Here is a 21,191-nt window from a genome sequence, read left to right as displayed (position 1 = left end):
ACGTACGGCGTGTCGGCGGGGTCGCCGGTGATCAGCGGCCCCTGTGGAGATCCGTTCGCGCCATGCGCGGGCCCGCACCACACTGGCGGCCATGGACGCCGTCGCCGCCCTGACCCGGCTCGGCGGGATCGGGTCGACGGCCGACCTCCTCCGCCTGACGACCCGCAAGCGCCTGCGACGTGCCGTCGAGTCGCGGTTGGTCGTACGAGTCTCGCGCGGGCGCTACGCACTGCCGACGGCCGACCAGGCTCGCGATGTCGCGGTGCAGGTGGGTGGTCACCTGCGCCTGCTCTCGGCCGCCGCGCACTGGGGCTGGGAGACGCAGTGGCCCGCGCGCTACCCACAGGTCGTGGCACCGGCCCGGCCCGCCCACCCGGTCGACGGCGAGCTGGTCTGCGAGACCCTGCCGCGGTCCGACCTCGACGGATGGGCGACCTCCCGCCTGCGCACCGTCCTCGACTGCGCTGCCGAGCTCCCCTTCGGCGAGGCGCTGGCGGTCGCCGACTCCGCGTTGCGCCATGGCGACCTCAGCCACGACAACCTGATGGCGGCCCTGGGCTCGCGCACTCCGCCACGCGTCCGTCGTGTCCTCGAGCACGCCACCCACCTGGCCGCCAACCCGTTCGAGTCGGTGCTGCGCGCCATCCTCGTCGAGGCGGGCATCGACGTCGTTCCGCAATGGGCGACGACGGTCGGTGGCGTGACCTACCACCCCGATCTGGCCGAGCCGTTCCGGGCGCTCGCCATCGAGGCGAACTCCTGGGGCTTCCACGCCGGAAAGACCGAGCACGACGCCGACTGCGTGCGCTACAACGCCCTGGTCGTCGCCGGCTGGACGGTCCTGCGCTTCACGTGGGAGCAGGTGATGTTCTCGCCCGAGGTGGTCGTGCGGACGGTGCGTGCCGCCATGGCGCTGCCGGTGGCGGCCTGACAGGGCCCATCCCGGTCCGTTCTCCCGGCAAGCGGCGGCGTGGCGCACTCGGCGTACGGCGTGTCGGCGGGCAGGTGCGGCGGCGAACGGCCCTCAGGCCAGGCCGAGCAGGTCCCGGCAGCCAGCCGGAGTCATCGTCGTACGCTGCGCGACCCGGCCGAGCTCGGCGGCGCGGGCGACGAGCTGCGCGTTGGACTCGACCGGCACGCCGCGGCTGATGGTGAGCACGTCCTCCATGCCGACGCGGAGGTGCCCGCCCATGGAGAGCGAGGCCATCGCCACGGACAGGGTCGAGCGCCCGATGCCGGTCGCCGACCACGAGGTGACCTCCGGCGGCAGCGCGGCGACGCCGGCGACGAGGGCCGGCGCGGTGCCGGGCATCCCGCCGGGCACGCCCATGACGAAGTCGACGTGGACCTTGCCGCCGGCGGGGGTGCCGTACTCCCGGATCAGCCGGCCGAGGGCGTGCACCTGACCGAGGTCGAAGAGCTCGAACTCCGGGGCGACGCCGCGCTCGAGCGCGAGCTGGTAGAGGTCCTTGACGAAGGGCCAGGGGTTGAGGAAGACGTCGTCGCCGAAGTTCGTGGTGCCCATGGTGAGCGAGCAGGAGTCCGGCTCGGCGTCGAGCACCTCCAGGCGCTTGTCGAGCGGGTCGTGGACCGAGCCGCCGGTCGAGAGCTGCACCACCAGCGACGACGACTCGCGCACGGCCGCGACCCACTCGCGCAGCAGCGGCTGCTCGAGGGTGGGGGCGTGCTCGCCGTCGCGGACGTGGATGTGGATCATCGCCGCGCCGGCCGCCTCGCACTCCGCGGCGGTGCGCGCGATCTCCTCCGGGGTGGTGGGGAGCTGTGGGCAGTCGGCCTTGGCGGTCTCGGCCCCGGTGGGGGCGACCGTGATCAGCAACGCATCAGACATGGCGGCATCCTTGCACCATGCGTGCGGTCATCCAGCGGGTCCTCTCCGCGAGCGTCCGGGTCGACGGCGAGGTGGTCGGCGAGCTCGACCGCCCGGGCCTCCTGGTCTACCTCGGCGTCACCCACGACGACGGGCCGGCCGAGGTCGCCTGGACCGCGCGCAAGGTCTGGGACCTGCGGCTCCTGCGCGAGGAGCAGAGCGCCAGCGACATCGGCGCCCCGGTGCTGGTGGTCAGCCAGTTCACGTTGTACGGCGACGCGCGCAAGGGCCGCCGGCCCACGTGGCAGGCCGCCGCGCCGGGGCCGGTCAGCGAGCCGGTCTACGACGCGGTGTGCGCCGAGCTGGAGCGACTGGGCGCTCACGTCGAGCGTGGGCGCTTCGGCGCCGACATGCGGGTGGAGAGCGTGAACGACGGCCCGATCACCCTCGTGCTCGACTCGCCCTAGGACTTCGGGCCGGTCTCCCAGACCCGCGCCCAGTCGACCTGCATGTGCTCGGGCAGCTCGCCGTTGAAGCGCGGCAGCTCGTAGTCGGAGGAGAGCAGGCTGAGGATGAGGAACTCCTCGCGCCCGGACGTCTCCCCCTCGATGCGGTGGGTGACCTGCCCGTCGATGCGGAAGACGTACTCCTTCGGCGTCCACTCGACCGAGAAGACGTGGTACTGGTCGGCCCAGCCCTCGCCGTACTGGTCGAGGTCGGACACCCAACCGCCCTTGGTCTGCTTCTTGCCCTTGGCGTCGAGGTAGTAGGTGAAGCTGGTGAGGCCGCCCTCGGGGTGGTCGTCGCCGAAGTACTCCATGATGTCGATCTCGGCGCCGCCCTTCTTCGGGCCACCGGCGGTCTGGCCGCCGGCCGCCTGCATCCAGAAGGCGGCGTGCTGACCGCGGGCCGACTGGGCCTTGATCCGCGCGGCCGCGAAGCCGTAGGTGAAGCCGTACAGGTTCTCGGTGCCGACGTGGCCGTTGAGGCGGTAGGGGAACTTCTTGCGCTTGCCGTTGGGCTGGCAGAGGTCCTTGTCGGGGTCCTCGAGCACGCTCAGCACCAGCACGCCGTCCTCGACCTCGGCGCCCTCCTCGGAGGCCTGCGAGCAGGTGCGTACGCCGACGTGCCCCTGGCTGCGGGTGATCCAGTTGCCGTCGGTGCCCTCGTCGACCGTGTCCTTGTCGAAGTCGTCGGTGAAGGACGGCTGCGGCGCCTCGTCGGTGGAGACCTCGGCGCCGATGGCGTCGTCACCGTCACCGACCACCACCTGCAGGTCGCCGGAGGTGCGGGAGGTCAGCGCGACCCGGCCCTCGTCGTCCGTCTCCTCCTCCGAGACCGACTCCCACCCGCCGTCCTCGGTCGTGGCCCACAGCGCGACGGCGGTGCCCTCCTCAGCGTCCGCGACCGTGGCGTCGACGACCCAGGCGGCGTCGTCCGCGGACTCCGTGTCCTCCCCCGTCGCGGCGAGCTGCGGCAGGACGCGCACCTCCAGGCGATCGCTCTCGGAGTACGACGGCGGGGCGTCGTCGCCGGACGAGGAGCAACTCGCGGTGACGAAGGCCACGGCCAGCAGGCCGCACAGCAGGCGGCGGGGCCGCGCGGAGCGGAGCGCGGGACGGGGGGTACGCCTCATTCGGCCGAGTCTGGCCGACCACGCCCAGCGACGCGAATTCACCGGGGCGACCGGCGTGGCTACGATGATGGCTGCTGTCCCCAAGAGAGGTCCTTGCTACGCCATGACCAACACCCATGTCGACTACCAGCTGAGTCAGCTCGACCAGCTCGAGGCGGAGTCGATCCACATCTTCCGCGAGGTCGCTGCCGAGTTCGAGAAGCCGGTCCTGATGTTCTCCGGCGGCAAGGACTCCATCGTGATGCTCCGCCTGGCGGAGAAGGCCTTCTACCCGGCGAAGATCCCGTTCCCGATCATGCAGGTCGACACGGGCCTGGACTTCCCCGAAGTGATGGAGACCCGCGACCGCTGGGTCAGCCGGCTGGGCGTGCGCCTGGTCGTCGCCTCGATCGACGACGCCATCGCCAACGGCGTGCTCGTCGACGACGGCAAGACCAGCCGCAACCGCATGCAGACCGCCACGCTGCTCAACGCCATCGAGGAGAACGGCTTCACCGCCGCCTTCGGTGGCGGTCGCCGCGACGAGGAGAAGGCCCGCGCCAAGGAGCGCGTCTACTCCCACCGCGACGAGTTCGGCCAGTGGGACCCGAAGAACCAGCGCCCCGAGCTGTGGAGCCTCTACAACGGCCGCCTGCACGCCGGCGAGCACATGCGGATCTTCCCGATCTCGAACTGGACCGAGCTCGACATCTGGGACTACATCGGCCGCGAGGGCATCGAGATCCCCTCGATCTACTTCAGCCACCAGCGGCGCGTCTTCGAGCGCGACGGCATGCTGATGACCGAGACCCCGCTCAACCCGATGCGCGACGGCGAGGTCGCCGAGGAGCGCACGGTGCGCTTCCGCACCTGCGGCGACATCACCCTCACCGGGTGCGTGGAGTCCACGGCCAGCACCATTGACGAGATCATCGACGAGGTCGCGGCTGCCCGGGTCACCGAGCGCGGCGCGACCCGCGGTGACGACCGATTCTCCGAGGCGGCCATGGAAGACCGCAAGAAGGAAGGCTACTTCTGATGGGCGCCACCGATGGCCAGATGGACCTGCTCCGATTCGCGACCGCGGGCTCGGTGGACGACGGCAAGTCGACCCTGATCGGCCGCCTCCTCTTCGACTCCAAGTCGATCTTCGCCGACCAGCTCGAGGCCGTGGAGAAGACCTCCACCGACAAGGGCCACGGCTACGTCGACCTCTCGCTGCTCACCGACGGCCTGCGCTCCGAGCGCGAGCAGGGCATCACGATCGACGTCGCCTACCGCTACTTCGCCACGCCCAACCGCAAGTTCATCATCGCGGACACCCCGGGCCACGTGCAGTACACCCGCAACATGGTCACCGGCGCCTCGACCGCCGACCTCGGCCTGGTGCTCGTCGACGCCCGTCAGGGCCTCACCGAGCAGTCGCGCCGCCACGCCGTGCTGCTCTCGCTGCTCCGCGTCCCGCACCTCGTGCTCTGCATCAACAAGATGGATCTCGTCGACTGGTCCGAGGAGACCTACGAGAAGATCCACGCCGAGTTCACCCAGTTCGCGACGAAGCTCAACATCCCCGACCTCGAGGTCATCCCGATCTCGGCGCTCAAGGGCGACAACGTCGTGGACCGCTCGGAGAACACGCCCTGGTACCACGGCCCGACGCTCATGCACCACCTCGAGCACGTGCACGTCGCCTCCGACCGCGACCTCGTCGACACGCGCTTCCCGGTGCAGTACGTCGTACGTCCCAAATCCGACGAGCACCACGACTACCGTGGCTACGCCGGCCAGATCGCGGGCGGCGTGCTCAAGAAGGGCGACGAGGTCATCGTGCTGCCGAGCGGCATGACCTCGAAGATCGAGGCCATCGACCTCTTCGACCGCGAGGTCGACGAGGCGTTCCCGCCGATGTCGGTCACCGTGCGGCTCGAGGACGACGTCGACGTGTCGCGCGGCGACATGATCGCCCGCGTCAAGAACGCGCCGAAGCCCAGCCAGGACATCGACGCGATGATCTGCTGGATGACCAACGAGCCGCTGCGCCCGCGGCAGAAGCTCGCCATCAAGCACACGACCCGCACGGGCCGCGCGATGGTCAAGGACATCCAGTACCGCCTCGACGTGAACTCGCTCCACCGCGACCAGGAGGCCGGCGAGCTCGGCCTCAACGAGATCGGCCGCGTCCAGCTGCGCACCACGGTGCCGCTGCTGTGCGACCCGTACTCGAAGAACCGCACCACGGGCTCGTTCATCCTGATCGACGAGGCGACCGGCGTGACCGTCGGCGCCGGCATGATCAACAGCGGCAGCTGACCCGCACCCGCCGCACGCGAGAGGCCCCGACCGGACACGGTCGGGGCCTCTTCGGCGTCGCGGGGCATGTGCCCAGCGCTGCGGCTCGTTGCTTAGCCCCTGGCGGCTTCGCACTCCGCCAACCGGTCCTCGGGGGAGCTGGTCGGCCGGAGCAGGGTGACCGACCGCTCCGTGCCGGGAATGGTGGTGAACGTCTGGGACGTCACGGGGGTCCAGTCGTCGAGGGACGCACCGAGCTCCGAGAGCACCGCCGGGTCGATCTGCCGCGTACCGGCCGGCTCCTGGATCAGCCACGCCTCGGCGAGGGTGGAGCACGACGTGCGTGACACCGTACGTCGCGCCACGTCGTCGCTGCCCGGGTAGCCGCCAATGATCCACGGCGCCCCCGCCGCACGTCCCTCGATGGCGAAGACGAGACCCGGCATCTGCCCGGTCAGGTCGAGGACCGGTGTGCCCGCGGTGAAGCCGGCGCCGTAGGCGGCCTCGCGGAAGCCGTCGATCGCCCGGGCGAAGTCGGGTGCCAGCCTGAGGGTGGCGGACGGACCGACACGGGTGGCGGTCTCCTGGTCGAACGTCGGAACCACCTGGCGGTAGGGGTTCGTCACCACGGAGGCGATCACGGCCGCGGTGAGCAGGAGCATCGGAACGGTCGTACCGATCGCCGGTGCGGCCGGGTCCGCTCCGCGCTGGCCCCGCAGGAGCACGACGCCGGCGGCGAACCACAGGACGTACAGCAGGGACCCGCCGTGCCAGTAGTCGTTGTTGCTCCCGAAGGCCCAGGCATGGGGCAGCAGGCAGAGCGTCACAGCGAGGACCGAGCTCGGCAGATCGGGGCGGCGCCCCGTGGTCAGCCCAGCAAGGATCACGCCGACCGAAGCGCTCAGGATGACGAGAGCCCGCGTCGGCGTGGCATAGCTCAGCGCCTCCACCTGCCCGATGAACGAGTACGCGACGTACGCCGTCGCAGCCGCGCTGACGAGCAGCCACGCGGCCTTGCGCCGTCCGGAGGAGAGCCATCCCCGGCTCCACGTGAAGGTGGCCGTCGCGAGCACCAGTGACACCAGGAGCGCCCAGGAGGACGTCGCCGGCATGCCGAACTGCGACAGCGCCGATCCCAGGTCGTGCCCGGCCTCCATCCCGCGTGCGTCGGCGACCGCCCGCTGCAGCCGTTCCACCAGCCCGATGGGCGAGCCCGTCAACACCCACGAGGTGAGGACCAGCCCGATCCCAGCGACGGCTGCGGCCATGACTGCCACGCGTCGCCCCACCGGGCCGACGACCAGGAGACCAAGACCGGCAACCACGGCCACGGCCATGGCTGCGCTCGGCTTGCCGAGCAACGTCGCGAGGCCTCCCAGACCGACGAGCAGGGCGGCGGCACGGGTGCGGCCACGCGTCGACTCGCGATCGGCCGACAGCACGAGCCCGCTACCGACCACCAGCACGCCGATCGCAGCGAGCGAGTTGTAGCTGGGAGACAACAGACCGGTGCCGAAGAAGCCGAGGGTCGAGGCCGCGACGGCGAGCACGGCAGCCGACCGGCCCCTCGCAGCCTCCCCGCCGCGCGACATAAGCGCCCATCCGAGCACCGACCCGGCGAGGAGCACGACCAGGATGTTGAACCACCTCACAGCCACCACGTCAGCGCCCAGCGCGGCGTTCACTGGCCGGAAGACCTGGCCGAAGGAGGACACGTGCGTCGAGCCCTCGGAGTCCCGGCCGATGGAGTTGAGGTAGAAGCCCTCGTCGGTGAAGTCGAACCCGTGTCTGGCAGCGAGGAGGAGGACTCCCGCCTCACCGACGGCGATCAGCGAGCACAGGACTGCCCAGACCGTGGTCTCGCGAGCGAGCCAGCCTCGGGGGCTGAAGCGCATGGTGGTCCTCTCGGGTGCGTCCTGGTGCGGCGAGGCGTGGACGCCCCACGGGATTACATCAGTTGTTCGCAGCAGCCCGGTCATCCCCGACCGTCCCGTTTGCGCGCCGGACAGGGACAGACCGTAGGGTCGAGTGCTCGTGCCGGCCGTCGCTTGCTGGTGGCGACCGGACGACAGAAGGGCACTGCCGATGGACGCGAACGCGCGCACGCGTGAGGACGAGCTCGACGACCAGCTCCCGGACATCCCGTTCAACGTCGTCGCGGTCGAAGGACGCGAGCTGGACTACGTCCAGCAGGCCATCCAGAGCGGACACCCCGCGTCGGGCGGGGAGTTCACCCGCCGTGCGGCAGACCTCCTCGCTGCCCACACCGCGTCGCACGAGGCGCTGATGACGACGTCGTGCACCTCGGCCCTCGAGCTGTCCGCGATGCTGCTCGACCTGCAGCCCGGGGACACCGTGATCGTGCCGTCCTTCACCTTCACCAGCACCGCCCTCGCCTTCGCCCGGCAGGGCGCCGGACTGGTGTTCTGCGACATCGAGCCGCGCACATTGGGCATCGACCCGGAGCACCTCGCGAGCCTGCTCGACGACAGCGTGCGGGCCGTCGTCGTGGTGCACTACGCAGGTGTGGCCTGCGACATCGAGGGGATCCGGAACGTGCTCGCGGCGTGGCCCGACGTCCGGCTCATCGAGGACAACGCGCACGGCCTGTTCGGCTCGTGGCGCGGCGAGCCGCTTGGCAGCATCGGGCGTTACGCCGCACTCAGCTTCCACGAGACCAAGAACTTCGTCTGCGGTGAGGGCGGCGCGCTCCTGCTCAACGACGCCGAGGACGTCGACCGGGCGCGTGTGCTGTACGACAAGGGCACGAACCGCCGTGCCTTCATGCTCGGCCAGGTCGACAAGTACACCTGGAAGGACACCGGTTCGTCGTTCGGCCTCTCGGACGTGCTGGCCGCCTACCTCCTCGCCCAGCTCGAGCAGCGAGACGTCATCCAGGGCAAGCGTCGGCTGCTGCACAAGCACTACGACGCGGCCCTGTCACCACGTGCTGAAGAGCTCGGCTTCGAGCTGATGCAGGTGCCGGATGACCGTGACTCGTCCTTCCACATGTTCTACGTGCTCCTGCCCGATCGGGCTCGCCGCAACGACGTGCTCCAGTCGATGCGCGGGGCAGGCGTGAACGCGACGTTCCACTACCTGCCGTTGCACGCCTCCGACGCCGGGCGCGCCTTCGCCGTCCGCGACACGGAGTGCCCGGTTGCGGAGGACATCAGCGGCCGACTGCTCCGGCTGCCGTTCTACAACGACCTCGCCGGCCGCGACCTCGAGCGCGTGACGGAGACGTTCCTGGCCGCGGTGGCGACGCACGCCCGGTGAGTCGGTCTAACGCCCCGACGCGACCATGATGGGGCGGGACGTCACGCGGACCGTCGTACGGCCGCCGCGGTCGTCCACCGCACCGTTCTGGTTCTCGACCCTGACCGTCGACCGGGGGGTCGTGACCGTGGCGCTGCCGGAGCGCTTCCAGTAGATGGTGCGCACCTCGTCGCCCTTCTTCGCCGTGCACACCCACATGCCGCGCTTCGTCGTGCAGCCCTTGAAGTTGGTCGCGTCGAGCCACGACCTCACGACGGCGTACGACTTGCCCGGGCCCAGCGCACGTCCGGTGCTGTCGGCCATGTTGATCGCCATGATCGGGCTGGTGAACCAGCCCAACCAGTAGGTGCGCTGCATCCTGGCGGCGGCACTCAGGACGTACGTCCGGATCACGTAGGAGCGCTGCTTGGCGACGGAGTACCTGGTCGTGGTGGTCGCACCGCCACCCGGGACCCCGTAGTTGATCTCGTTGTTCCAGATGGGCTTGCGGACGCCGATCCCGGCCAGCGATCGCCGAATGCCCTTCATGATCACGTAGGAGTCCTCGGGCGAACCCTTCTGCTCGGGGAACGGGTCGATGGCGATCGCGTCGATGTAGCGGTGGACCCGCACGCCACCGACGCTCTGCTTGAAGTACTCCAGCGTCCACTTCCGCTGGCTGGCGAGGCGCAGCGCCACCGCAGGGGAGACCACCTTCGCCTTCTTGCCTGCGGCCTTGCGGATCGCCTTGCTGGCGATCGCGGTGAGCTGCGCCATCTGACGCGGGGTGCCCTTCCAGTTCTGGACGATGTTGGGCTCGGGCCAGATCTGGTAGTCGATCCGTGCGCCGTACCGCGTGGCCACCTTGGTGACGTAGCGCTTCCACGCGGAGACCTTGGGCATGAAGTCGTCGTACTCCTTCGACCCCGGTCGGGCGGAGTGGAAGCGCGGCGTCTGCCCCAGCAGGACCATCGGCTGTGCGCCGATGCTCTCGGCTGCCGCGACCTGTGCGTCGAGCCGGTCCCAGTCGAATCGACCCTTGCGTGTCTCGACGCTCCGCCAGTACGTCCCGGAGGTCGTGAGGTTGGCAGCTCCGACTGCGACGGACGGCGCCGTGGTCCAGTCGCCGTCGTGCATCCCCCAGAAGTCCGGCTTGATCCGCTGCGCCTGAGCCGGTGCCGGGACCACCGTGGTGGTCAGTGCCACGAGCAGTGCGGCCAACAGGAGGGACCGGAAGCTTCGGGCTGGAAGAACTGGAGGCACCGTCATCAGACACTCGCAATCGTCGGGACGACTGGGCGTTCGTCCGCCCATCGGGCGGCCGACGGTAGCAGCGGCGTGGACGTGGATTCTCCCTTGGGTTCCAGCATCGTTACGATGGCCACTGCTGCCCCAACGGGAGGCTTCGCCCGTGCCACGCCCATGCCCAGCCCTGCAACCAGCTGCGGGCGCATGCACGACGAGTTGCCATGGGCTTGCGCCGGCACGATCGGCGCGGGCGGGGGCCATCCACTTCTGTAGAGAGCAGGCTGATCATTCTGCAACACCCCAGCAATGGCGGTAAGCCTGTCGTATCGATCCTCTCGTCCGTCTTCAACGAGTCGGTCCACCTGAAAGAGATGATCGACAGTGTCATCGCTCAGGACCTGACGGAGTGGGAGCTTCTGCTCGTCGACGACGCGTCGACGGACGACACCGTGGACATCATTCGTCGCGCAAGCGACGCAGACCCCCGCGTGCGGTTGGTGTCCACCGGAGTCAAGCTCGGCAAGGTGGCAGCGTTCAACCTGGCCTTCAGCCAGTCGCGAGGTGACCTCATCGTGCTGATGGGTGGTGACGACACCATGCCGCCTGACTCACTGAGCGGACGCGCCGCAGCCATCCCGGAGAGCAAGCGGTCGATCAAGGTGGCCGGGTATTTCAAGCTGCTCTCCATGTCTGACAGCCCGAGGTTCGACAAGATGCTGCTTCCGCGGGGCACCGCCGGATCGCGTTCAGGCCCGAGCATCACGATGACGCGACCTCTCGCGGAGATGTGCTTCCCCGTGCCTGAAGAGCTGCCGTCCGAGGACACGTGGCTGGGCGAGCTGACCCATCTGCTGGCCGACGAGGTGGTCAACTCTCCTCACGTCGTGGTCAACTACAGGATCCACGCCGCCAACTCGAATCCGCGTCACAAGGACTTCGGGACGATGAGTGAGTCGATGCACAGGCGCGCGAAGGCCATCGACCTGATCCTGGAGAACCCCGCGTTCGACTTGTCCCCCGCGTCACGGGCGCACCTGCGGTCCCACGTCGCAGTGGAGGAGCTCAGGTATCGCGGCAAGACCTTCAAGCTGCTGTCACAGCGCGGCATGCCACTCGTTGACCGGCTCGCGAACGCTTCGATGTCGTCGCCAGCCCTCTTTTCTGTTCGCACACGCTTCTACAGGTACTTCTCTGGTTGGAGGGGACGATGACCACGACAAACACAGCCCAGACCGAGCATCCGTTGCGCTTCGCGCTTGTGGGATGCGGCCGGATCGCCGTGCGCCACTCGGAGCTGCTGTCCTCGGGCGCCATCCCCGGGGCCACGCTCGTGGGCGTCTGCGACATCGTGGAGAGCAAGGCAGAGGCGCTGGGCGAGAAGGTCTCCGTCCCGTGGTTCACCGACATGCACGAGATGGCCGACGCCGTACAGCCTGACGTGTTCGTCGTGTTGACCGAGAGCGGCAACCACGCCACCCACGTCATCGAGCTGGCGCGCCACCGGAAGCACATCGTGGTCGAGAAGCCCATGGCGCTGCGCCTCAGCGACGCCGACGCCATGATCAGGGCCTGTGACGAGGTCGGGGTCCGACTCTTCGTCGTCAAGCAGAACCGCTTCAACGTGCCGGTCGCCAAGGCGCGAGAGGCCTTGGAGGCTGGTCGGTTCGGGAAGCTCGTGATGGGCACCGTTCGCGTTCGCTGGTGTCGCCCTCAGGCCTACTACGACCAGGACTCGTGGCGAGGCACCTGGGAGCTGGACGGCGGAGTCCTCACGAATCAGGCGAGCCACCACGTCGACCTGCTCGAGTGGATGATGGGCGACGTCGAGAAGGTCTACGCCATGAGCCGGACCGCCCTGGTGGACATCGAGGCTGAGGACACGGCCGTGGTGAGCCTGCAGTTCTCCAACGGAGCGCTGGGCGTCATCGAGGCGACGACAGCGACGAGGCCCCGCGACCTCGAAGGATCGCTCTCGATCCTCGGCGAAGGAGGATCGGTGGAGATCGGCGGCTTCGCAGTGAACGAGATGAAGACCTGGAACTTCGTCGACGCCCAGGAGGGCGACGACACCGTGCTCGACGAGTACTCGGTCAACCCGCCGGACGTGTACGGGTTCGGGCACCGCGCGTACTACGAGCACATCGTGGACGCCATCACGAATGACACCCCCCACCTCGTGGATGGACTCGAGGGCCGTCGAAGCCTCGAGCTGATCTCTGCGATCTACGAGTCCATCGAGACGGGCCGAGAAGTCTCCCTGAGGTTCAGTCCGAGCAAGTGCAGGCTCGGGGTGCCTCGTGGGTGAACCGAGGATCATCGAGTGCACCGTCCGGGACGTCGTGTTCGGTTCAGACGTGACGGTGCTGCAGCCCGCGAACCTGTACGAGTGCGAGGTGGGCGACGGCAGCTTCATCGGCCCCTTCACCGAGATCCAGAAGGGTGTCACCATCGGTGCGCGGGCCAAGATCCAGTCCCACTCGTTCGTGTGTGAACTGGTCACGATCGGTGACGACGTGTTCGTGGGTCACGGAGTGATGTTCATCAACGACACCTTCTCGACCGGGGGTCCGGCCCGTGGCGACCGCGAGCTCTGGAAGTCCACCCGGATCGGAGACCGTGTCTCGATCGGGTCGAACGCCACCATCCTGCCCGTCGAGGTCTGTGACGACGTGGTCATCGGCGCGGGCGCGGTGGTGACTCGCAGCATCCACGAGCCCGGTACCTACGTCGGGAACCCTGCAAGGAGAGTCAAGTGATCAAGTTCCTGGACCTGCAAGCGCAGTATGCGTCGATCAAGCCCGAGATCGACGAGGCGATCCAGTCCGTTCTCAATGAGTCCAGCTTCATCGGCGGCCCGCACGTGGCCACGTTCGAGGCGGCGTTCGCCGAGTTCCAAGGAGCAGAGCACTGCGTCGGCGTCGGTAACGGGACGGATGCGATCGAGATCGCGCTCGAGGCACTTGGCCTCCCGGCTGGTAGCGAGGTCATCGTCCAGGCAAACTCGTTCATCGCCAGCAGCGAAGCGATCACTCGTGCAGGACACCGAGTCGTGTTCGCGGACGTGGATCCCGACACGTACCTCCTCGATCTGGAGGATGTCGCAGCACGCATCACGAGCAAGACCGCGGCGATCGTCGTGGTTCACCTCTACGGCCGGCCCGCGAACATGGCCGAGGTGAAGGCGCTCGCCTCGGCGCACAACCTCAGGATCATCGAGGACAGCGCTCAGGCTCACGGCGCCGAGCACCAGGGCCAACGTGTCGGCGCGATCGGCGACATCGGCACCTTCAGCTTCTACCCGGGAAAGAACCTGGGCGCCTACGGCGACGGTGGCGCGATCGTCACCAATGACGCCGACCTCGCTCGCCGCTGCCGGATGATCGCGAATCACGGTCGGACCGACAAGTACCTGCACGAGTTCGAAGGTCGCAACAGCCGGTTGGACGGCCTGCAGGCTGCCATCCTCACCGTCAAGCTGCCCCACCTCGACCGATGGATCGACCGGCGGAACGACATCGCATCGACCTACCGCACGGAACTGGCGGACATCGACGGGCTCACGCTCCCGAACGATGTGCCTGAAGGTGATCGCCACGCTTACCACCTCTTCGTCCTCCGGACGAGTCGCCGCGATGAGCTGGTCGAGCACCTCTCGAACCTCGGGATCCCCACAGGCAAGCACTATCCCGTGGCACTGACGGCGCAGCCTGCGTACTCCCAGAACGAGTCTGCGCGCAGCGACTTCGTCGCGAATGCCCACGGCGCTCAGCTCGTGAGCCTCCCCATCGGCGAGCACCTCACCGTCGACCAGGCGCACGAGGTAGCGGCACACGTTCGAGCGTTCTTCACTGACGCCACTGCGTGACACGTGAAGGGCCCGAGTGGCGCTGGACGCGCCGTCCTTGCGATCATTTCCTGGACCGCGCTCGGCCATCTGATAGCGCTCGGAGTCACCCCGTTCCTGACCCGTCTGTACGAGCCCGCAGAGTACGGGACATTCGCGTTCCTCGTAGCGGTGGCTGCGGTGCTCGGCACCATCCCTGCACTGCGTTACGAGTTCGCCGTGCCGCTGCCTCCCGAGGACGACGATGCACGAGCACTCGTCTACGGCGGGTTCGTACTGACTGCCGTGTTTCTCCTGGTCGCGATTCCGATCGCCGGCTTCGTGGCTGCCAACGGATGGATCGGCGGTCACGTGGGAGCCGGCGATCTGCTCCCGTTCGTGCCAGTTCTGGCCGCCGTGTACGCGTTGTTTCGGCTGCTGAACCAGTGGGCGATACGGCAACGGCAGTACAGCCGATCAGGGCGTCGCAACTTCCTTCAGTCAGGCGCCACCGCTGTTGCCCAGCTCGGTAGCGGTATCGGCGGAGCCAGCACGCCCGGTCTGTGGTGGGGAACGGTGGCCGGACAGTCACTGGGAGTTCTGTCCCTCATGCACAAGTCAGGGTTGGGGGGCCCTCCCCGCCCTGCCGACGTGCTTCGCAACCTGCGGCGCTACTTGCGTTTCTCGCTCGTCCTGGCGCCGTCGGGCCTGATCAACGCCCTGGGAATCTATGTTCCCGTGATCATGCTGACGACGCTCTTCAGCGTTTCGGACGCAGGCACGTTCGGGCTTGCGCAGCAGCTTCTCGCGGTACCGCTCGCGCTCGTGGGACAGGCAATCGCGCAGGTCTACCTCGGAGAGCTGTCGCGGCGGACTCGTGCGAATGCGTCCGACCTCTTGCCGCTGTTTCGATCGGTCAGCCGCCGGCTGACGCTGATCGCCACCCTTCTGCTGCTCGTTCTCCTGACACTGACCCCGACCGCGTTCTCACTCGTCCTGGGTGATGAGTGGAGGACCTCCGGATACATGGCGCAGGCGCTGGGCATCAGTGTCAGTGCACAGTTCGTCGCTTCTCCCCTGTCACAGACGCTGATCGTCACCGAACAGTCGGTCGTGCAGCTCGCGTGGGATGTCGCTCGCCTTGTCGTCACCGTCACGGCCTTCCTCGTCGGCCACGAGCTCGAGTGGTCGGCACTGGAGTGTGTGTGGGCCTACTCCACGGTCTCAGCCGGCATGTACGCCGTGTCCTGGCTCCTCAGTCGGCGATCTCTCCTGCACCTGCGCAGAGGTGAGCCGGGGGTCGAGTCCAGCCAGTAGGCGGCCACGGCCTGGAGCCACGCAAGGCGGCTCGGCGTAGCCATCGAACGGGACAGCCCGCGCCGGCCATGTACCGGCAGTTAGGACCTGCGCCAGCCGCGCCTGATGGTCGAGAGCACGGCGAGAGGCGATTCGCCCACCCGGAGCCGCGCACCCACCCACCACAGCACAGCAAAGGCAACGAGGCCGTTGTTCACCATCTGGTCGGGCGCTCCCGCGACCCACGTGCCCAGGACGATGGTCACGCCAGCCATCCCGACAGACTCCAGCGCGGAGGTCGAGGGCGTTCGCTCAATCCGTCGCACCAACCAAGCCGTCGCAAGTGCGAGGAGGATGGGCACGAGGACGACTCCCCACCACCAGAAGTTGTAGTACACGGAGCCCCACAGCGTGATGGGTGAGGTGCCCCTGTCGGAACCGTAGAGGTGCTCGAACACCTGCTTAGCCAGCGGCGAGCCCGAGCTCCACGGGGTCAGCCCGGCGATTCCCTGCAGCCACTCCTGTCCCCACACCGTCGAACGGTCCTGGATGAAGATGACGGCGTCGTAGCCGGATCGCTGGTTCACGATGAAGAAACGCTCGAGCAGCTCCTGCCCGATGGTTGCCACCGCGCCGAACCGAGATCCACCCTCCTCGATGTCCGCCTGACTCCGTCCCAACAGGAGAGTTGCGAAGAAGAGAGCCGGTACCGCGACCAGCGCGCCGATCAGCAGCGGGCGTCCGAAGCGCAACGCGATTGCCCACCGAAGGAAGACGATCGTGACCAGCAGGAAGAGGACGAACGCTCCTCGTTGCCCTGTGCCCATCAAGGACACGAGGCTCGCCGCGCCGAAGAAGGCAGCCAGTACGTGCCGAAGGCGATGGCGATCCCGATAGGCGTTCCAGGCCAGAGCCAGGGCGGTGGCCGGCAGCAGCACGTTCCGGAACTGGTTCACGTAGCCCGGAAAGAGGTACCGACTCGGCGCGTACGACTCCAGGCGCAGGGTCGTGTAGTCGAAGGTCTCACCTGTGAACAGGCCGCGGATCCCAAGCAGGAACACGTTGTAGCCCACGGCTACGAAGTAGGCGATCGTGATCACCGCGCTCACGAGGAAGATGCCCCAGGCCCAGCGCATCTCCACCCCCGTCATGGGCAGGACCCGGCCGCCTCGCGGGTGCGTCTCCCGTTCGCCGTCCGTCCTCGTTGATCTCCAGAAGAGGACGAAAGAGGTCAAGCAGTAGATGGCAAGCGGCAGGATCGACAAGACGAGGAACCGTGCGGCGAGCGGCTCATCCAGGTCGACCACCAGCACGGCGCCGACGGCCATGGTCCACTGGAACCACACGAAGATGGCGTCGACGTTGAACAGGCCACGATGCCTCTGGACGAACCAGGCGTGCGCGACAGGCGGAAGTGTCGCGAGGATCATGAGCAGAGCTGTCGTCATTTGCTGAGGTTCCTGATTCCAGCCCAGGCGTGGTGCCGCGAGGCGGTCGATGCGATGAACCGGACGACGCGGTTGCTCGTGTCCGCGATCTCGTAGCCAGCCGGCATCGACGACGTGATGGCGCCGTCCTCCATGGCGATCCGGACCGCACGCTCGACGTCGTCCGCCTCCAGACCGGTCATGATGATCGAGCCGGTGTCGAGCGCCTCGGGTCGCTCGATGGAGTCCCGGAGGGTGATGGCCGGGAAGCCGAGGATCGAGGCCTCCTCGGAGATCGTGCCGGAGTCCGAGAGGACGCAGGCGGCCTCGAGCTGCAGCTTGTTGTAGTCGTGGAAGCCGAAGGGCTCCAGCCAGCGGATGTCCCCGTCGACCTCGCGGCCCAGGGCCTCCATCCGCTTGCGCGTGCGTGGGTGGGTGCTGACGACCACCGGGAGGTTCCACTCACCCGCGACGCGCTCGAGGCAGTCGATGAGCATCTCGAGCCGGTCGGGCGAGTCCACGTTCTCCTCGCGGTGCGCGCTGACCAGGAAGTAGCGACCCGACTCGAGCCCGAGCTCCGACAGGACGTCGGACGCCTCGATCTGGTCGCGGAAGTGCTCCAGCACCTCGCGCATGGGCGAGCCCGTGACCAGGACGCGGCGCGGGTGCAGGCCCTCGGCGAGGAGGTTGCGACGGGCGTGCTCGGTGTAGGCCAGGTTGAAGTCGGCGACGTGGTCGACCAGGCGCCGGTTGGTCTCCTCGGGCACGTTCTCGTCGAAGCAGCGGTTGCCTGCCTCCATGTGGTAAGTCGGGATCCGCATCCGCTTGGCCATCACGGTGGCGATGCACGAGTTCGTGTCACCCAGCACCAGCAGCGCGTCGGGTCGCTCCTCGAGCAGGACCTTCTCGGTCCCGACGAGCACGCCGCCGAGCACCGCGCCCAGGCTGCTGGTGTCGACGCCCAGGTAGTGGTCGGGGGCACGAAGGCCGAGGTCGTCGAAGAAGACCTGGTTGAGCGAGTGGTCGTAGTTCTGCCCCGTGTGCACCAGCACGTGCTCGATGCCCTTGGTGGCGTCGAGACGGTCGATCACCCGCGCGAGCCGGATGATCTCCGGGCGGGTGCCCACAACGGTCATGACCTTCATGCGCGTGCCTCCTGCGCGATCGTCTCGGGGAACTGGTCCGGATTCTGCGGGTCGAGCAGCTGGTCGGCCCAGAAGACCGTCAGCAGGTCGTCGTCGCCGACGTTGCGGATGTTGTGGACCCACAGCGTCGGCATGTCGACGAACACCGGGCGGTCGCCGCTGACCTCCAGGGTCACGACGTCGTCGTGGAGGAGGCGGCGCAGCTGGATCTCGGCTCGGCCCTTGACCACGACAAAACGCTCGATCTTGTGCAGGTGGTAGTGCTCGCCGCGCTTCTGGCCGGGCCTCGTCGTCGAGGCGTACGCCATGCCGGTGCCTCCGTGGGAGCGCACCGTCTCGAAGAGGTCACCGCGGTTGTCGGAGTGCACCTGCGGAGCGGCTGCGGGTGCACCGGCGAAGGCCGCAGCCCGGTAGGTGTTGAAGAGGTTCAGCCGCATGCGGGTCGACACGTCGGGGATCTCACCGCGCTCGGCGTAGAGCTCGTGGAACTCCTGGAACAGGCCGAGCACGGAACCGATCGTGATGGCCTCGCCGCTCACCACGGTCCGCACGTCCTGCCCGGCCGCGTCGATGAGCGCGGCGGCGGCGTCCTGGGCGTGCAGGAGGTCGATCTCCCGGTCGCCCGTCACCGTGGGGGTGCGCCCGCCGGCGACCTCGTGGGCGAAGGTCGCCACGAACGAGTTGTAGCCGGGTCGCCCGTGCTCGCCGAAGAGGTTGGGGAGCAGCAGGTCGGCGAAGTGGCCGCCCGTCCCGGTGCAGGCGTCTGCCAGGACGCTGGCCGCCTGCGCCTTGCCCCGGCCATAGGGGTTGTCGAGCTCGGCCTGCACGGAGTTCGCGTAGACGACGTCGATCGCCCGGCCCGAGGCGCGGATCGCGTCGGCCAGCGCCCGAGCAGCCTGCACGTTGCCCGCCTCGACCTCGGTGTCGGTGTCTGCGCGGTTGACGCCGGCGACGTGCAGGACCGTGTCGACGCCCTCCAGCGAGGACGCGAGTCGCTGCGGGTCGACCAGGTCCTCACGTCCCAGACGCACCGGCTCGACGCCGTGGAGGGCACGGAGCCGACACGCCGTGTGCCAGCCCAGGAAGCCGTAGCCCCCGGTGATCGCCACCTCCTTCACATCATGTCCTTCCACTGCTGCCGGCCCACGGGAGCCGACCAGTCCGTTCCGGTCAGCCAGCCGGCGACCTGCGATTGCCCGAACCACAGCATCTCGAGCCGTCTCGCCACGCCTGCCGCCGCAGGGACGGCGACTCCGATCATGCCGAGCAACCGGACGAGCAGGCGCGCCACCCACGGCCACACGTGCCTGGGCTCCCGCCCGCCGAGGTCACGCACGAGGCCCGCGACGGTGAGACCCTCGGACGGCTGCAGCACGACGGGCGGAGGCTGCTGCGCCGCCAGCGCGACGTACGCGATGGCGTCCGCGACGTTCTCGACCAGCACCTGAGGCGTGGGCCCGTCCCCGCGGCCGGCCACCGACGCCAGGGGTGAGGAGACGACGCGGTGCAGGCTGCGGGTCACCCCGCGGTTGGGTCCGTGGACCGAGGTGGGGCGGAAGCAGACGGCTCCGGCGCGCGCGCCGACCATCTCCTCGCCGAGTGCCTTCGACGCCGAGTACGGGCTGAACGGGGCGCGCAGGGAGGTCTCGTCGAGCGGGGACATGCGTCCCTGGACGGCAGCGGAGCTCACGTGCACCAGCCGGGCACCGTCCGGTGCGGCGTCCGTCACCACGGCGGGCAGCAGCGCGTTGGCACCGAAGAGCTCGTCGCCCGTGCCCGTGGCGTCCGCCACGCCGGCGGCGTTCACCACGGCCACCACGTCGGACAGCTCCGCACGCAGTCGCTCCGCCTCCGCCCGTACGTCGGGACGCACGCGGTCCACCTCGAGCTCCGCCGCGGTCCTGGCCGAGGTGGTCAGGCGGGGGGCGCGTACGGACCTGACGTCGGCGCCGCGCGCGACCAGCGCGGCCACCACGTGCGAGCCGACGAACCCGCTCGCACCGATGACCGCGACGACTCCTGGACGGCCGCCGCTCATCGGCGTCTCCCGGCCGCGCTCAGCAGCAGCTGCTCGAGGCGTTCGGTGCCGGCGGCGGCCGAGTAGGTCTCGACGTAGGCCCGGCGACCGGCGTCACCCATCCGGCGGCGGTCGTCCGACCCCATGTCGGCCATCGCGACGAACCCCTCGGCCAGCGAGACCTCGTCCTCGGGCGCGACGACGATGCCACAGCCCGCCCTCGTCACCACGTCGGCGGCTTCGCCCGCGACGGCGCACACGATGGGACTCCCGCACGCCATGGCCGCCTGGACCTTGCTGGGGATCGTCCCCCGGAACAAGGGCAGGTCCTTGAGCGAGACCAGCTGGGCCGCTGCCTCGGCCATCAGCCCGGGCATGTCCGTCATGGGCCGCGACCCGAGGAAGAGGACCCTGTCGGTGACACCGAGCTCGGCCGACAACCTCTCGAGTCGCTCGCGCGCCACCCCGTCGCCGACGAACGCCAGCCCGATGTCCGGACGCGCGGAGAGGCGAGCCAGGGCACGGACCCCGTGGTCGAGCGCCTGCACGTCGCCCATGCCACCGGCGTACATCATCCAGGTACGGCCCTCCGGCAGCGCGCGGGCTGCGGGAGGAGCGGCGGGGGCGAAGATCTCCTCGTCCACCCAGTTCGGGATGGACACCGGCTCGACGACAGTGCCCCTCTCCCCGATCGTCCTGGCCATCGTCGGGCTCAGTGCGGCCGTGCCTGCTGCACGACGGTAGAGCCGCTTCAGGCCCCGATGGATGACGGTCTCCGCGGCGTCGTTGAGCCGATCGCCCGGCAGGAACCCGCTCGCGGTGATCGTCTCCGGCCAGAGGTCCTGGACGTAGAGCACGTAGGGCACGCCACGCAGTCGCTCGAGGGTCATCGCAGCGAGGCCGACAGTGGCCGGCGACAGGTAGGTGAGGACGACGTCGGCGTCGCGGAGCCAGCCGACCTGCGCCGTGGCCGACACAGCGAACGACGTCAGGGTGAGCGCGCGGCGGAGGGCGTTCTGGTCGTGGCTCGGCACGTCCGGCACCCGCAGGAGCTCGATGCCGTCCCTCGTCTCGTGGGCGCGGAGCCGCATCCGGTAGCCGTCGTACGTCCTGCCCTGGGGATAGCTCGGGAAGCCTGTCAGCACGCGGACCTGGTGCCCGCGCGCCTGAAGCCCGCGTGCGATCGCCGTCGGATGGGCGGCGGAGCCGGTCTCGGGCTCGTACCACTGGCTGATCATGCCGATC

At 68.8% G+C, this 21,191-nt stretch carries 19 protein-coding genes; 10 read left to right on the top strand and 9 right to left on the bottom strand.

Annotated elements, in window-relative coordinates; translation table 11 throughout:
• Positions 1 to 91: 91 nt before the first annotated feature.
• A complete protein-coding gene (locus tag Q9S36_RS24630; protein ID WP_311287464.1) occupies positions 92 to 931 on the top strand; it encodes a DUF559 domain-containing protein in 840 nt (279 codons plus the stop codon).
• A gap of 93 nt (positions 932 to 1,024) precedes the next feature.
• Here the strand turns inward: Q9S36_RS24630 and Q9S36_RS24625 are convergent, their stop codons facing one another.
• Positions 1,025 to 1,849, bottom strand: coding sequence for a 3-keto-5-aminohexanoate cleavage protein (locus Q9S36_RS24625; RefSeq protein WP_311287463.1), 825 nt, complete (start codon positions 1,847 to 1,849; stop codon positions 1,025 to 1,027).
• A gap of 17 nt (positions 1,850 to 1,866) precedes the next feature.
• Here Q9S36_RS24625 and dtd point away from each other — a divergent pair, with 17 nt between their 5' ends.
• On the top strand, positions 1,867 to 2,295 hold the full coding sequence (gene dtd, locus Q9S36_RS24620; protein ID WP_311287462.1) for a D-aminoacyl-tRNA deacylase: 429 nt from the start codon (positions 1,867 to 1,869) through the stop codon (positions 2,293 to 2,295).
• On the opposite strand, the gene Q9S36_RS24615 is transcribed toward dtd, so the two are convergent.
• Entirely contained in the window at positions 2,292 to 3,464 is a 1,173-nt protein-coding gene (locus tag Q9S36_RS24615; RefSeq protein ID WP_311287461.1) for a glycoside hydrolase family 16 protein, read from the bottom strand. The two genes, dtd and Q9S36_RS24615, sit on opposite strands and share 4 nt — an antisense overlap.
• A gap of 103 nt (positions 3,465 to 3,567) precedes the next feature.
• On the opposite strand from Q9S36_RS24615, the gene cysD reads away from it, so the two are divergent.
• Together cysD and Q9S36_RS24605 are read left to right on the top strand one after the other, a co-directional pair.
• Positions 3,568 to 4,482 (top strand): sulfate adenylyltransferase subunit CysD, encoded by a 915-nt coding sequence (gene cysD / locus Q9S36_RS24610; protein WP_311287460.1) that lies wholly within the window; start codon positions 3,568 to 3,570, stop codon positions 4,480 to 4,482.
• Positions 4,482 to 5,753: a GTP-binding protein gene (locus Q9S36_RS24605; RefSeq protein ID WP_311287459.1), complete on the top strand. Its 1,272-nt coding sequence runs from the start codon at positions 4,482 to 4,484 to the stop codon at positions 5,751 to 5,753. Before cysD ends, Q9S36_RS24605 begins: the two co-directional genes overlap by 1 nt.
• A gap of 92 nt (positions 5,754 to 5,845) precedes the next feature.
• Here Q9S36_RS24605 and Q9S36_RS24600 read toward each other — a convergent pair whose 3' ends face one another.
• On the bottom strand, positions 5,846 to 7,627 hold the full coding sequence (locus tag Q9S36_RS24600; protein WP_311287458.1) for a hypothetical protein: 1,782 nt from the start codon (positions 7,625 to 7,627) through the stop codon (positions 5,846 to 5,848).
• A 190-nt stretch (positions 7,628 to 7,817) separates the two neighbouring features.
• Between Q9S36_RS24600 and rffA the strand changes: the two genes are divergently transcribed.
• Positions 7,818 to 9,011 (top strand): dTDP-4-amino-4,6-dideoxygalactose transaminase, encoded by a 1,194-nt coding sequence (rffA, locus tag Q9S36_RS24595; RefSeq protein ID WP_311287457.1) that lies wholly within the window; start codon positions 7,818 to 7,820, stop codon positions 9,009 to 9,011.
• A 6-nt stretch (positions 9,012 to 9,017) separates the two neighbouring features.
• Here rffA and Q9S36_RS24590 read toward each other — a convergent pair whose 3' ends face one another.
• The gene (locus Q9S36_RS24590) at positions 9,018 to 10,211 is read right to left on the bottom strand and encodes a hypothetical protein (protein WP_311287456.1); all 1,194 of its coding nucleotides are present in this window, start codon (positions 10,209 to 10,211) and stop codon (positions 9,018 to 9,020) included.
• Between the two features lie 248 nt (positions 10,212 to 10,459).
• Here Q9S36_RS24590 and Q9S36_RS24585 point away from each other — a divergent pair, with 248 nt between their 5' ends.
• The 5 genes from Q9S36_RS24585 to Q9S36_RS24565 are packed head-to-tail and all read left to right on the top strand — an operon-like array spanning position 10,460 to position 15,378.
• On the top strand, positions 10,460 to 11,449 hold the full coding sequence (locus Q9S36_RS24585) for a glycosyltransferase family 2 protein (protein WP_311287455.1): 990 nt from the start codon (positions 10,460 to 10,462) through the stop codon (positions 11,447 to 11,449).
• Entirely contained in the window at positions 11,446 to 12,543 is a 1,098-nt protein-coding gene (locus Q9S36_RS24580; protein ID WP_311287453.1) for a Gfo/Idh/MocA family oxidoreductase, read from the top strand. Before Q9S36_RS24585 ends, Q9S36_RS24580 begins: the two co-directional genes overlap by 4 nt.
• A complete protein-coding gene (locus Q9S36_RS24575; protein ID WP_311287451.1) occupies positions 12,536 to 12,994 on the top strand; it encodes an acyltransferase in 459 nt (152 codons plus the stop codon). Before Q9S36_RS24580 ends, Q9S36_RS24575 begins: the two co-directional genes overlap by 8 nt.
• Positions 12,991 to 14,103: a DegT/DnrJ/EryC1/StrS family aminotransferase gene (locus Q9S36_RS24570; RefSeq protein ID WP_311287450.1), complete on the top strand. Its 1,113-nt coding sequence runs from the start codon at positions 12,991 to 12,993 to the stop codon at positions 14,101 to 14,103. Before Q9S36_RS24575 ends, Q9S36_RS24570 begins: the two co-directional genes overlap by 4 nt.
• 3 nt (positions 14,104 to 14,106) lie before the next feature.
• Entirely contained in the window at positions 14,107 to 15,378 is a 1,272-nt protein-coding gene (locus Q9S36_RS24565) for an oligosaccharide flippase family protein (RefSeq protein WP_311287449.1), read from the top strand.
• A gap of 80 nt (positions 15,379 to 15,458) precedes the next feature.
• Here the strand turns inward: Q9S36_RS24565 and Q9S36_RS24560 are convergent, their stop codons facing one another.
• Genes Q9S36_RS24560 through Q9S36_RS24540 form a run of 5 tightly spaced genes read right to left on the bottom strand, consistent with a single transcriptional unit; the run spans position 15,459 to position 21,184 of the window.
• Positions 15,459 to 16,805, bottom strand: coding sequence for an O-antigen polymerase (locus tag Q9S36_RS24560; RefSeq protein ID WP_311287448.1), 1,347 nt, complete (start codon positions 16,803 to 16,805; stop codon positions 15,459 to 15,461).
• Positions 16,802 to 17,929: a non-hydrolyzing UDP-N-acetylglucosamine 2-epimerase gene (wecB, locus tag Q9S36_RS24555; protein WP_311287447.1), complete on the bottom strand. Its 1,128-nt coding sequence runs from the start codon at positions 17,927 to 17,929 to the stop codon at positions 16,802 to 16,804. The genes Q9S36_RS24560 and wecB overlap by 4 nt, the downstream gene beginning before the upstream one ends.
• Positions 17,926 to 19,038: an NAD-dependent epimerase/dehydratase family protein gene (locus Q9S36_RS24550; RefSeq protein ID WP_311287446.1), complete on the bottom strand. Its 1,113-nt coding sequence runs from the start codon at positions 19,036 to 19,038 to the stop codon at positions 17,926 to 17,928. Before Q9S36_RS24550 ends, wecB begins: the two co-directional genes overlap by 4 nt.
• A gap of 5 nt (positions 19,039 to 19,043) precedes the next feature.
• Positions 19,044 to 19,967: an NAD-dependent epimerase/dehydratase family protein gene (locus Q9S36_RS24545; protein WP_311287445.1), complete on the bottom strand. Its 924-nt coding sequence runs from the start codon at positions 19,965 to 19,967 to the stop codon at positions 19,044 to 19,046.
• Positions 19,964 to 21,184 (bottom strand): glycosyltransferase family 4 protein, encoded by a 1,221-nt coding sequence (locus Q9S36_RS24540; protein WP_311287444.1) that lies wholly within the window; start codon positions 21,182 to 21,184, stop codon positions 19,964 to 19,966. The genes Q9S36_RS24545 and Q9S36_RS24540 overlap by 4 nt, the downstream gene beginning before the upstream one ends.
• Between the last annotated feature and the right edge of the window lie 7 nt (positions 21,185 to 21,191).

The sequence above is a fragment of the Microbacterium sp. ARD31 genome (assembly GCF_031844425.1).
The sequence above is the reverse complement of the archived record's forward strand: the minus strand, read 5'-3'. Positions and strand labels throughout refer to the sequence as shown.

What these genes read in the sequence shown, in the direction of transcription:
- Q9S36_RS24545 (WP_311287445.1), bottom strand. Translation starts at nt 19,967, where the DNA reads ATGAGCGGCGGCCGTCCAGGAGTCGTCGCGGTCATCGGTGCGAGCGGG.
- dtd (WP_311287462.1), top strand. Translation starts at nt 1,867, where the DNA reads ATGCGTGCGGTCATCCAGCGGGTCCTCTCCGCGAGCGTCCGGGTCGAC.
- Q9S36_RS24540 (WP_311287444.1), bottom strand. Translation starts at nt 21,184, where the DNA reads ATGATCAGCCAGTGGTACGAGCCCGAGACCGGCTCCGCCGCCCATCCG.
- Q9S36_RS24560 (WP_311287448.1), bottom strand. Translation starts at nt 16,805, where the DNA reads ATGACGACAGCTCTGCTCATGATCCTCGCGACACTTCCGCCTGTCGCG.
- cysD (WP_311287460.1), top strand. Translation starts at nt 3,568, where the DNA reads ATGACCAACACCCATGTCGACTACCAGCTGAGTCAGCTCGACCAGCTC.
- Q9S36_RS24630 (WP_311287464.1), top strand. Translation starts at nt 92, where the DNA reads ATGGACGCCGTCGCCGCCCTGACCCGGCTCGGCGGGATCGGGTCGACG.
- Q9S36_RS24585 (WP_311287455.1), top strand. Translation starts at nt 10,460, where the DNA reads ATGGGCTTGCGCCGGCACGATCGGCGCGGGCGGGGGCCATCCACTTCT.
- rffA (WP_311287457.1), top strand. Translation starts at nt 7,818, where the DNA reads ATGGACGCGAACGCGCGCACGCGTGAGGACGAGCTCGACGACCAGCTC.
- Q9S36_RS24600 (WP_311287458.1), bottom strand. Translation starts at nt 7,627, where the DNA reads ATGCGCTTCAGCCCCCGAGGCTGGCTCGCTCGCGAGACCACGGTCTGG.
- wecB (WP_311287447.1), bottom strand. Translation starts at nt 17,929, where the DNA reads ATGAAGGTCATGACCGTTGTGGGCACCCGCCCGGAGATCATCCGGCTC.
- Q9S36_RS24580 (WP_311287453.1), top strand. Translation starts at nt 11,446, where the DNA reads ATGACCACGACAAACACAGCCCAGACCGAGCATCCGTTGCGCTTCGCG.
- Q9S36_RS24615 (WP_311287461.1), bottom strand. Translation starts at nt 3,464, where the DNA reads ATGAGGCGTACCCCCCGTCCCGCGCTCCGCTCCGCGCGGCCCCGCCGC.
- Q9S36_RS24625 (WP_311287463.1), bottom strand. Translation starts at nt 1,849, where the DNA reads ATGTCTGATGCGTTGCTGATCACGGTCGCCCCCACCGGGGCCGAGACC.
- Q9S36_RS24605 (WP_311287459.1), top strand. Translation starts at nt 4,482, where the DNA reads ATGGGCGCCACCGATGGCCAGATGGACCTGCTCCGATTCGCGACCGCG.